The organism is uncultured Microscilla sp. (genome assembly GCF_947493425.1).
Classification (GTDB): Bacteria; Bacteroidota; Bacteroidia; order Cytophagales; family Microscillaceae; genus Microscilla.
This window is the reverse complement of sequence record NZ_CANLRP010000219.1, coordinates 1-12,166: the sequence shown is the minus strand read 5'-3', so window position 1 is coordinate 12,166 and position 12,166 is coordinate 1. Positions and strand designations below refer to the sequence as shown.

At 42.4% G+C, this 12,166-nt stretch carries 9 protein-coding genes; 5 read left to right on the top strand and 4 right to left on the bottom strand.

The features are described from left to right. Positions 1-115 precede the first annotated feature (115 nt). Positions 116-823, top strand: coding sequence for a leucine-rich repeat domain-containing protein (locus Q0954_RS30110; protein WP_299464346.1), 708 nt, complete (start codon positions 116-118; stop codon positions 821-823). A gap of 282 nt (positions 824-1,105) precedes the next feature. On the opposite strand, the gene Q0954_RS30105 is transcribed toward Q0954_RS30110, so the two are convergent. Further along, the gene (locus Q0954_RS30105) at positions 1,106-4,495 is read right to left on the bottom strand and encodes an ATP-dependent helicase (protein ID WP_299464343.1); all 3,390 of its coding nucleotides are present in this window, start codon (positions 4,493-4,495) and stop codon (positions 1,106-1,108) included. Positions 4,496-4,958: 463 nt separating this feature from the next. Here Q0954_RS30105 and Q0954_RS30100 point away from each other — a divergent pair, with 463 nt between their 5' ends. Beyond that, positions 4,959-5,684 carry a metallophosphoesterase family protein gene (locus Q0954_RS30100; protein WP_299464340.1) on the top strand — a complete coding sequence of 242 codons (726 nt, stop codon included), beginning with the start codon at positions 4,959-4,961 and terminating at the stop codon, positions 5,682-5,684. Between the two features lie 96 nt (positions 5,685-5,780). On the opposite strand, the gene mce is transcribed toward Q0954_RS30100, so the two are convergent. Next, positions 5,781-6,182 carry a methylmalonyl-CoA epimerase gene (gene mce, locus Q0954_RS30095; protein WP_299464337.1) on the bottom strand — a complete coding sequence of 134 codons (402 nt, stop codon included), beginning with the start codon at positions 6,180-6,182 and terminating at the stop codon, positions 5,781-5,783. Positions 6,183-6,676: 494 nt separating this feature from the next. Between mce and Q0954_RS30090 the strand changes: the two genes are divergently transcribed. Continuing rightward, complete coding sequence (locus Q0954_RS30090) at positions 6,677-7,003, top strand: iron-sulfur cluster assembly accessory protein (protein ID WP_299464334.1); 327 nt, start codon at positions 6,677-6,679, stop codon at positions 7,001-7,003. Positions 7,004-7,172: 169 nt separating this feature from the next. Continuing rightward, a complete protein-coding gene (gene dacB / locus Q0954_RS30085; protein ID WP_299464330.1) occupies positions 7,173-8,720 on the top strand; it encodes a D-alanyl-D-alanine carboxypeptidase/D-alanyl-D-alanine-endopeptidase in 1,548 nt (515 codons plus the stop codon). A gap of 31 nt (positions 8,721-8,751) precedes the next feature. Here dacB and Q0954_RS30080 read toward each other — a convergent pair whose 3' ends face one another. Together Q0954_RS30080 and Q0954_RS30075 are read right to left on the bottom strand one after the other, a co-directional pair. Further along, a complete protein-coding gene (locus Q0954_RS30080; protein WP_299464349.1) occupies positions 8,752-9,102 on the bottom strand; it encodes a DUF779 domain-containing protein in 351 nt (116 codons plus the stop codon). A gap of 287 nt (positions 9,103-9,389) precedes the next feature. Then, the gene (locus tag Q0954_RS30075; RefSeq protein ID WP_299464327.1) at positions 9,390-10,913 is read right to left on the bottom strand and encodes an aldehyde dehydrogenase family protein; all 1,524 of its coding nucleotides are present in this window, start codon (positions 10,911-10,913) and stop codon (positions 9,390-9,392) included. A 229-nt stretch (positions 10,914-11,142) separates the two neighbouring features. Here Q0954_RS30075 and Q0954_RS30070 point away from each other — a divergent pair, with 229 nt between their 5' ends. Next, a complete protein-coding gene (locus Q0954_RS30070) occupies positions 11,143-12,054 on the top strand; it encodes an AraC family transcriptional regulator (RefSeq protein WP_299464324.1) in 912 nt (303 codons plus the stop codon). Positions 12,055-12,166 lie beyond the last annotated feature (112 nt).

Here is a 12,166-nt window from a genome sequence, read left to right as displayed (position 1 = left end):
ACTCAGCAGATTAGCAGCTATTTTTATGCTGTAAAACTATCAAAAAAATCAAGACTTATCTGCTATAAAAAAGTGTATGGTTTCAAAACCAAAACACATAGTGTAGGTGTTTTCAATGGATGAACAGGAAGTAAATACCAAGATTGAACATTTGCTGCGGTCGGCAGACAAAAACAATATTGAGCTTGCGTTTCAGCTTTGCGTAGGGCTTGGAGGCAACTATGGCACAGGGGTACAAACAGCCTTGCGAAAATACCCGGTGTTGTGTGTGAGGCACGGGCTAGAGTTAGACTTTTGGCAAGACCTTACCGAGCTTTACCTCATTATGGAGCGTCTGGACAAGTTTCCGGAAGAAGCTCTACAAATGTTTGCCCTCAAAGAAATAAGCCTGAACCAAAATAAAATTACGCAAATACCTATAGAAATCACCCAATTGACCCGCCTGGAATATTTAAGTCTTAGGCACAATCAATTGACTGCAGTACCTGCCCAAATTGGGCAATTGACCAACTTGCAAACATTGAATTTGAGCGGCAACCAACTTACCGCCTTACCCGCCGAAATAGGACAATTGCAGAACCTACAGTATTTTACTTTAGAAAAAAATCAGCTTACCACCTTGCCTCCCGAAATTTATCAGCTCACCAACCTTATTGGACTCAGTATTGAGAGCAATCAGATCAAAGAACTATCGCCAGAATTAAAAAACCTGCAATGTCTGGAACACCTCAATATTGCCCACAATGCCTTTTCTGACAGGGCTATCAAACAAATACAAGAGTGGTTGTCGTATACCAATATTAGTTTTTTTAGGTATTATTAGTAGTCAGGAGCGTTTGCAGGAGTAAGGTTCAAGCGATAAGCTACAAACCACAAGTGCTGCCTGCTTTGTAAACTTCTACGGCTTTATAGTATGCTGACTTTTAATGGTTTATGAAATATACAGAGGGGAGCACCGACAGGTATGGAATAAGCCGAATGTAGTGGTTTTTATATATTTTGAATATTTTTTTGGGGAAGCAATTCCCTAATTTTGAATAGCCTAGCTGACAGGTTTTTGGATTCTAGCCGTGCCTCGCAAACCATACAATCACTTTACTCCCCCCTACCCTTCTTTATGCTGCATAAAATCAATCAATTTTGCATAAAATACCCCTTCACGCAGCACCTCTTCATTACCCAACAACACCACTTGTTCGCGGGCACGGGTAAGCGCCACATTTAGCTTTTTGTCTACAGTTTGCTCAGCATTAAAAGCCTGTAGATTTTTGAGTTGTTCGGGGTGGTTTACCGCCATAGAGATAATGATGATTTCGCGTTCGCTGCCCTGATAACGCTCTACAGTATCAATACTTACCTTGTTTTGCAGGTCTTCGTCGAGTTGCCCGTAAATCTCGGCAATTTGGGCACGATAAGGCGTAATCACGCCTACAGTTTCGGCAGTAAATGCCTCTCCATACATATCTCTTATCACGTGAAGCAGCTGTACCACTCGTTGGGCTTCTGCCCGGTTAATTTTATTATGGGGCTCTAGCGGTGACGCCCAAAACAACAATCTATGTTGGTTGAGCCAGAGCTCTAGCTCACTTTGGGTATGTCCCTGGGGGTGCTGCAAGCTTGCTTTTTGTCGCTCAGTGCCTATTTTTAGTTTTTTGTAAAAATGCTCATTCACAAACTGGGTAATGTCTTGATGCATGCGAAACTGGGTAGTAAGCATAGCGTAGCAGTCGTGCCAGCCCCGGTTTTGGGCATTGGTAAGCAGCCGCTCAAACATAGAAATACTCAAATCTTTGATGCCCATTTCGTGTAAGTCGGTTTGTTGGGTTTGGCACTTTTCGGCATCCTGTGTTACCACGGCGGGCAACTGTTTTTCATCGCCAATCAAGATAAACCGTTTAAAACGAGGCAACACCCCACACAAGTGGGGTTCAAGCAGTTGTGATGCTTCGTCTATAATCACTGTGTCAAAGCTTTTAATATTGAACAAGTTCAAGTGTTTGTAAAACGAGGCCACTGTAGAAACAAATACGTTGGTTTCTACCAACACCTGGTGCATTTCCTTGACCAATTTGCCCTTACTAATGTTACTCAAACTATAAGGCGCGTTTTCTTTGCTGCTGCCCAGCCTAATCATCCGTTGTTGGCATATAGGGTAAATCTTCTTACAAATTTCGTCTACTGCCCGGTTGGTAAAAGCCAGCAAAAATATGTTTTCTTTGGTGTGGTGGAATAAATGATTGACCATTTGCGCCAGCATTGCCGAGGTTTTGCCCGTGCCTGGAGGTCCTTGGAGCAAAAAATAATCTTGAGCGGCTAAAGCCTGATTCAAAATCTGGTTTTGTTCAGCATTGAGGCGCTCAATTTCAATGCCTGGCAAGGTGCCAAAACGTGGCTGGCTTTGCCCCAACAATATATCTTTGCGTTTGTCGGGAATAGACAAGTAATAAGCCAACGACGCCAGCAAATCGCGGTTGCCGCTCTCTAATAAATTGGGCTCTAGCACCCAGTGGCGGTGTTTTTGCAAAAACTGCTCGTCGATGTGCTTGTTCCACGCCTGTACGCTTACCTCGGCTGAGTTAATGTGCACAATGTTGCACTTGAGCAATTGATACTTCAACGCTGACAAGCTACCATCGGAATTCATGGGATACAACACGGCAATGTCGCCCTTACGAAAGGTGGTAACACTGGTACGGGTTTGGTTGCGCTGAAAAACCAAGGTAGACGTGTCAAGGTCGGAACGGGTAAAGTCAAGGCTCAAGTTTTCGAGCAAACTAAAGTTGGCTGTTTTGTCTTCCCGCGAGTTTTTCCACAAGTTGGCAAACCCATTTTGAAAGTCGTTTTCGGTAAGCCCAATCTTAGCCGCTATGTTTTCGCGCACCACCAATCCGGCAAAAGCCGTAAAATATGCCTTGTCTATTTCGCGGCAACTGCGCCACATTTCGTCAAATATCTTGGCGTCGTCTATCACATAAAAAGGCAGTTTCCCCGCCTGAATCCGGTTGAGCAATTGATCAAAAATTCGGGAATTTTCACGGGCAATCATAAAATCCAGAAACACCATCTGGTTGCGTAATAACAAGGCATCTTGTTGTTCAAAATTGAGCTTACCACAGTTACGCAAATGCTCGCCCTCTTCGGCTTGCGAATACAAAATGGCACTAATGCCCCGTCGTTCCTCAAAGGTGTCATCCAGCAAAAGGTTGTAACAGGCCACCTGCACCAAGTCGTTTGCCCAGGCTTTAGAACGCACTGGGGGCACACTTTTGGTACTTTTTAGCTCTATGATTTCCTTCAGGTTTTGTTTGTCCTGATCTTCTTCGTGCTCAATCAGCACATCGAGCCGCCCTTGTAACCCATAGGTAGACGACAAAAACGTAGGTTCGGTAGTGAGTCTTTGCTGGTGGTATTTTTTTACAAATTGCTTGAGCGTAGTAAACTGGGTTTTGAGGTTAAGGTAAATTGCCTGGAGTTTGTCCTTTAGAAAAACTGCCTCTAAGAAACTCTTGTACAACGCCCCCTTGAAAGCATCTTCGTAGCTTATTGCTTCATTGTCAATCAATTGGTCGAGCATTTCATTGATCAGATTTCCCGTAAAGGTGGCTTCCGACCCAGTGAAAAACCGCAAATTGCCCAACAAATAATTATAAGACGACCGCCCCCCAAACCGGTCTACACAGCGGGCTATAGCCGAAGCATCCACCAAATAATCGGGCTCAAGCACTAGGTTTGAACTTTCGGTGGTGCGAAAATTACTCGTTAGCGGTTTAGAGGTTTCTTCGTCGCTTTCGCTGATGGGTTGCACTGCCAGGTCGGTCACGTGAATGGTTTGGTAAGGCTGAGCAAACCTCCCAAACTGGCTAATAGTTTTATAGTTGGTGTCGGTCACTTGAATACACGCCCTGCCAAAGTGTTCGGTTTCGCATATAAGCACGCAACGCCCTTTGCCATTATTGAGTAGCTCGTAGCCTGTAGTACGCAAAATAATTGCCCGCAACAAGTCTATTTTTTCTGTCGGGTCGTTGCGCTGATACAACGAGGGCAAGTCAGCATCTTTGTATAAATTCAATAGCTCGGAAGGCACAGTTTCTTGCGAAAAATGATACACCAAACTCGCGACTATTTGCACACCCGCCATTACCTGCCAGGGGGCAGGCGCAAAGCTGTCTTGGCGCTGGGTACGGCGGCACAAAATACGCCAGCTATGAATCTCGTCTTCAAAGCTTTTGTCAAGATCGTAGGCTTCGCACACAAAACTAATTTGGGCAAAGTGGCTGTAAAAAATCTGGGATTCCTTCGCTGTAATTTCTTTGATAAGGTTATAAAAAAGTGCATTCAATTGAATAGTAGCCGAACGCAAGTCGTGCAACTTTTCGGTGGTAGGTATGGGGGGAGCTTCTTCTGTGGTTACTTGCTCTAGTTGTATGCCTTGGGCTATTACCGTAAGGCTGTTATAAAAGAAATTGGCGGCAATGGGAGATACTATAAAATACATACGCACTTGTCAACTTTTGGTGTATCGAAGGGGCAAGTTAGGCATTTTTTGGGCTTGTTGGCATTTGGTGTTTTTTTTTACCCCATCAATCATACATTTTTATTGTACCAATTGTACCAGGGTATTATGTGGTAAAACCGTTTGAAAGTGTTTTTACCTTGTAAGAATGCTGTAAGTTTTTTATAGAGAAAAAACTCTTTTAGCGAAATTTCACAAAACAGCTTTCGTGATTTTCAGTTTTATTTATAATTATTCAAGAACTTTTGTGACTATAAGTACAGTATCCTGCTTTTAAAAAAAATATGTCATAAATTTGGAATACTGCCCTTTATAACAATCACTCTATTTACACGTTAACTACATTGAAAACTGCTAAAATCAGCCTAACAAATATACAAGTTGAAGGTGCATTATTACACATATATTATCAGAAAAAATTAAATGTTACTTGGAACAATACACCATGCATAAACAATGGGTCATTGCCGACATTCACGGCTGCTATAAAACATTTGTCAATCTATTAGAATATAAAGTACAGTTATCACAGGACGATCAATTATTTTTATTGGGAGATTATATTGATCGTGGATCAGGTAGCAAAGAGATTATCGATTATATTGTAAATCTGCAAGAATCGGGGTATAAAGTATATACACTTAGAGGAAACCATGAAGACGTACTCTTGCGTTGCTACTGGGCGCTACAATCTAAGCAGTGGACCCCCGAAATAGAGGAGTTATTTGCGGGCTGGATAAGGCACGGAGGCAAGGCTACTTTGCAGAGCTTCGGTGTACAAACCCTCGACCAAATCCCTTCTTATTACATTCAATTCTTAGAAAATCTACGTTATTATTACCTGCTCAACAACCACGTGTTGGTACACGCAGGGCTCAACTTTCGCCATACCAATCCTTTTTTAGACATTGAGTCTATGTTGTGGATCAAAAACTTTGCTGTAGAGGCAGAAAAAATTGAACACCGCAAACTGGCACACGGTCATGATCCCAAGTCGCTCGACTATATCAAACAGTGCATTAACAACCGTAGCCTGACCATTCCCTTAGACAATGGCTGTGTATACGAAGGCTCAGGCGGAATGGGCAATCTACTGGCGCTGGAGCTTAACTCTAACCAACTAGAGGTGCAACGCAATGTAGAATATAAGCCGCTGTTTTTGGTAGCTTAAGGATCGTTTCAAGCATTGAGTGACAAGCAACAAGTAAAGGATTATTATCACAATACCCAGCAACTATTGCTTGTCGCTCGTCACTGGGTACTCAGGTTACCTTATCTCCTGACAAAGTTCTATCAACACTCCGTTGGTGGTTTTAGGATGTAAAAAACACACCAACTTATTATCAGCGCCTTTTTTGGGTTCTTTGTTAAGCAAGGTAAAGCCCTCATTGCTCAGGCGTTCCATTTCTTTCTGAATGTCTTCTACCTCGTAGGCAATATGATGTATACCCTCTCCCCTTTTGGCTATAAACTTGGCAATAGCGCTGTCTTCGCGGGTGGCTTCCAACAACTCTATTTTAGACTCACCCATTTGAAAAAACGAGGTACTTACTCCTTCCGATTCTACGGCTTCTGTTTTGTAAGGAGGGCGGGCAAATAACTTGGTAAACAGGTCGTTAGACTCTTCTAATGACTTTACGGCAATGCCTATGTGTTCTACTTTTAACATTTTTTGAATGGTTTGTATGACTATAAGTATCGACAAGCTCTAAGATACCAATATGTTATAGCAACCAGTGCTCAGCTACAAATAGGCTCACTCGCTTGTCATAAGCTCATCCTACCTACTTTTAAGACATATTGAATGCTGTCTGGGTACTTATTTAAAAAATAACCGATGCAAATTTAACAAGACATTATGATAGTTATACTACCATTTTTTTTACTTAACTTGCAAAAAAAACGTATTTATAAATAAGAGTATGTTTAAAAATCATAATCTGGGTTAAAAAAGTGATTTTTACGCGCTGACTTTGTTGATTTTTGCGTCAATAGCTATGGCTATTAGCTTCGCAGAGCTCGGCACAAAAAACTCATCATTTTTAACTCCGAAGACAAAATTTAAACATACTCTAAGAGGACTCAAGTACTCTTAATCAATTACCAAAATTGTAATTATTTGGTTTAAACTTTGAACTTAACACTAAAATAATTCTCCAGACAATGGTTCAAATAACAGAAAGAGCAAAAGACAAAATTGTAGAACTCCGTCAAAAAGATGGATTGGACACTGCCCACAACATAAGAGTATCGGTAAAAGGTGGTGGATGTTCTGGTTTAATGTATGACTTGAACTTTGATGCCGAAGTCAAAGAAAAAGACGAAATTTTCGAAGATAAAGAAGTCAAAATATTGGTAGATAAAAAAAGTCTGTTGTATTTATTGGGTACTACCCTTGATTTTACCGATGGACTCAACGGCAAAGGGTTTCATTTTGTAAACCCTAACGCAAGCCGCACTTGTGGCTGTGGCGAAAGTTTTGCAGTTTAACCGATTCAACTTATTTTGCAAGCCAATCCATTCGTGGGTTGGCTTTTTTTATGTATTTTATTTGATACAAATACCGAAGTAAAACTAAAAGTTTGATCATTTTTTATCATCAATATCTAAACACAACAAGTCACCTGCCGCTTATTGTTTGTGCCTTGTCACTATGACCATGTCTCAAAAACTACTGCTTTATATTGCCGCATTTATGCTTATTACGTTGGTTACATGTAGCCATTCACAACAAAAACAAGCCGCTGATATGCCTTCTCACTTACCCGACAACAATCACGCACCCAAAACTACCCACCCTACAGCGATACCAATTGCCCTTAAACAATTGATAGACCAGCTCAACCGCGATGCAGTACTACGCCACGGAAGCTGGGCACTGTCGATACAAGATGTAACATCGGGCAAACAGTTGGTACAGGTAAATCCTTATAAAACAATGACGGTAGCATCGAGCCTCAAAACCGTGACCACCTCGGCAGGTTTGGGTATTTTGGGGGGCAACTATAAGTTTGCTACTCAGATTCAATACGATGGGGCTTTGAGCGGAGGAGTTGTCAATGGCAATGTATATATCAAAGGAGGGGGCGACCCTACCCTGGGCTCGCCTTTGCTGGGGTACTCGCTGGATAGAACAATGAATGAATGGGTAGCTGCGATGAAAAAGGCAGGTATTCGGAAGGTAAAAGGGCAACTGATTATAGATGAAACTTTATTTGAGGAAAACGTTACTCCTTCGAGCTGGATTTGGGCAGATATGGGCAACTACTATGCAGCGCCTGCCGGAGCCATTAATGTATTAGACAATACTTATAAGTTATACTTACAACCCGCCAGTCGGCTCAACGCGGCCCCCAAGGTATTGCGTACCAGCCCCTGGGTACCCCGCATTCAGTTTGTCAACCACTTGAAAACTGCGGCAGTAGGCACGGGTGATCAAGCCTACATCCACGGGGCACCTTACGACCACGTACGTTACATCAATGGTACAATTCCTATGGGAGGCACCTTTTCTATCAAAGGTGCTTTACCTGACCCAGGTTTTTATTTGGGGGTAGCTTTTCGCAAAAAACTGATTCAACACGGATTGATGACGAATAAAAATAAGGCAACCACCACTCGAATGATGAAACTTGACAAGCAACGGGTCAATTACAGGCGTACCCTGGTACATACACACCATTCAACGACACTCAAAAGCTTGGTAAAATGGATTAACTTGTATAGTATAAACCTATATGCCGAGGCGGTGCTCAAGGCAATTGGTGTAAAACAACAGGCTGAAGGAAGCACGGCTGCCGGGGCGAAGGCAATCACCCAATATTGGAAAACAAAAGGCTTGTCTACCAGTGGCTTATATATTGAAGATGGCAGTGGTTTGGCACAGTCTAACGGAATCACCGCCTACCAATTGGCGCAGGTACAACGCCTGACTGCCCAACAAAGTTACTTTCAGGCCTACTATCAATCTTTGCCTGTAGCAGGGGTATCGGGCACTATGCGGAGCTTGGGCAGGGGTACCCGTGCCCAAAACAACCTCAGAGCTAAAACCGGGGGTATGACAAGGGTTATTTCGTTTACTGGCTACTTTAAGAACCGGGCAGGGCAACTGCGAAGTTTTGCTTTGATAGCCAACCAGTACACTTGCAAGTATAGCATTATCAAAGCAAAGCTGGCAAGGCTTATGGTAGCTATGGTAGAAGTTTGAGTGGTTAATGGTGAATAAGGTGGTTCCCTTTCTAAAGCGATGCCAGTTCTGCTTCGGTGTATACCCTCGACTCGGTCACAAAACGCACACCAAGCGGAATTTCAAGCGAAAAGCTGGCACCTCTGCCTTGCACCACGTTTATAATAAGCTGGGTATGTTTCCAATATTCAAACTGGTCTTTTGCCATATAAAACTCGCAGCCTGCAATGCTTCCCAACAATACGTCGGTTTCGTTAATCATGAGTTCACCTTTGGGAAAACACATGGGCGAAGAACCATCACAACAGCCGCCACTTTGGTGAAACATAAGCTCGCCGTGTGTGGCTTTCAGTTGGTGAATTACTTCTTCAGCTTCTGGGGTTACTACTACTCGGGGGGTCATCATTTAGTCTTTTTTAAATCAATAAAAGCATTGGGAGTTTTTGGCTACCCAATGCTTGATAAATCTAAATATATCAATGAGTTATGATCACATTTCCTTAGCAAAGGAATGGTACCAAAATAAATTTACATTCTTAATCTCATCTTTTGAGGCTATACTTTGTTAAAAAATAGCCGAATAGCGCTGCTATTAGCCAATTTTTTGCCTCGTCTAGCAACAAAATATTTTATTAAACTATAGAAATTTATTTTTACACCATTCCAAAGGATAAAAACTGTTTATCCTTGCTAAAAAAAGCCTAGCGCATTTTTGTCATAAGAAATCAACATATTTTTGGTTTGCCGATAATGATTTAACATCATTTTATGCGTTTCGCGTCCAATGCCTGATTTTTTGTACCCGCCAAATGGTGCGTGGGCAGGATAAGCATGGTAACAGTTTACCCAAACCCGTCCAGCTTGTACTGCTCTTGATATTTGGTAAGCCTGGTGGGTGTCGCGTGTCCATACGCCGGCTCCCAAACCATACAGGGTGTCATTGGCTATCTCTATGGCTTCGGCTTCGTCTTTAAACGTAGTGACGCATACTACCGGACCAAATATCTCTTCCTGAAACACCCGCATTTTGTTATTGCCCTTAAGTATAGTAGGTTTGATATAAAAACCACCCGACAAGCCGTCGTTGTGGGCAGCTTCGCCCCCAGTAAGTACTTCACAGCCTTCTTCTTTACCAATGTTGATGTAGTTCAAAATCTTTTCGTATTGGTCGTTTGACGCTTGTGCTCCCATCATAGTATCGGGGCTCAACGGGTGCCCTAACTTAATGGCTTCGGTACGGGCAACTACTCTTTCTATAAAAGCATCATAGATGCTCTCTTGCACCAGCAAACGCGATGGGCAGGTGCATACTTCGCCTTGATTGAGGGCAAACATTACTGCTCCTTCCAGGCATTTATCAAAAAAGTCATCGTCAGCATCCATTACACTTTCGAAGAAAATGTTAGGCGACTTTCCTCCCAGTTCCAGGGTTACCGGAATAATATTTTTAGAGGCATATTGCATAATCAACTGCCCAGTGGTGGTTTCTCCGGTAAAAGCCACCTTGTTGATGCGGCTACTGCTTGCCAAAGGTTTGCCTGCCTCTACCCCAAAACCATTGACTACATTGAGTACTCCGGCGGGCAATATGTCTTCTATCATTTCTAAAAGCACCAAGATGCCTACAGGGGTTTGCTCGGCGGGTTTAAGCACTACACAGTTGCCCGCAGCCAAGGCAGGTGCTACTTTCCAGGCCGCCATAAGAATGGGGAAGTTCCAGGGGATAATTTGCCCTACAACGCCTAATGGCTCTAGTACATTCATAGACACAGTAGATGAATCTAGCTCACTCATAGAGCCTTCTTCTGCCCTTATTACTCCAGCAAAATACCTAAAGTGGTCAATTGCCAAGGGTAAATCAGCCGCCATTGTTTCGCGGATGGCTTTGCCATTGTCCCATGTTTCGGCTCTTGCCAATGCTTCCAGGTTTTGCTCCATTACATCGGCTATTTTTAGCAATAAATTACTGCGGTAGGCAGCCGAAGAGTTGTTCCACTGAGGGGCAGCTTCCCAGGCGGCGTCTATAGCCAGCTCTACATCTTCGGCAGTAGATCGTGCTACTTTAGTAAAGGCATTGCCATCTACAGGCGATACGTTGTCGAAATATTCGCCCTTGACAGGTGCTGTCCATTTACCTCCAATAAAATTTTCGTACTGGGCTTTAAAATCGGGCTTTGCTACCAGGTTTCCGGCTTCGGTCAATACATCACTCATGATACAAGGTTGTTTTTGTTTGGAATAATATTTTTATAAAAAGGTCAATTCAAGAACAATAGTCTGTGAAATTTCACTTCTCAAAATTATTCAATTAAAAAACAAAATAATTGCATTATCCTCTTAACAATATGAACAATCCTAGCATTATTTGTAAAATAACAGGCAAACTAACTGTATAAGCGTCCTATTTTATGTAAATTAGGGTATCAGAAAAATGCACACGAATATGCGTATACCCCAAAAATTTTACGAAAACCGTACCCTCGATACCTTGGTAGAAAACCAAACCAGTTATACTTTGAACAATGCCGAGATGCACGTATTCGAAACCCATCAACAAGCCGAAAAGGTAGCCTTACAGTTTAAACAACCCATACTTGCAAGTATGCTTACCGGCAAAAAAATCATGTATTTTGAACATACCCAATCATTTGATTTTTTGCCAGGAGAGTCGCTCATTTTACCCGGCAACGAAACCATGTGTATTGATTTTCCGGAGGCCACCCTACAAAAACCTACCCGATGTTTGGCGATGGCAATTAATGAAGATAAGATTAAAAAAATAGCGGATTTGCTCAATGAAGACATGCCTAAAATAGATGGTAATGAGTGGTGTTTCATTGATTTCAATTTTCATTTTACCAACGATGTTGCCATTCATGGCATCATTCAACGACTCTTATTCTTGTTTACCGAAGACCATCCATCGAAAGATATTTTTGCCGATTTTATGCTGAAGGAGCTCATTATCCGGATTTTGCAAAAAGAAAACCGCGAACGCTGTAGTAATGCACAAAGCTCACCAGACGACCACAGGTTGACATACGTGATCAAGTATATCAAAGAAAACCTTGACCAATCGCTGAGCATTCAACACCTGAGCGACCAGGTACACATGAGTGAGTCTAATTTTTATAGGGTTTTTAAAAATGAGCTAGGGGTATCGCCTACTGACTTTATCAACGATGAACGCATCAAGCTTGCCACTCGCTTGTTGCATGACCCCCACAAAAAAATTAAAGAGGTGTACATGGAATGTGGTTTTAATAGTATGTCGTATTTTACCCGATTGTTTAAGCGGAAAAAAAAGGCTTCGCCCAGTGAGTTTCAGCGCAAGCTTACCAAAAAGAAATATTGAAGGGAAAAGCTACGCTTAGGCAACCTAATATACAATAGTCCATAGCCCTGACAGGGGCAAGTCCTTAGATGCCGATGCATATCGGTGCTTCAAGTCCTTGGATACCGATGCA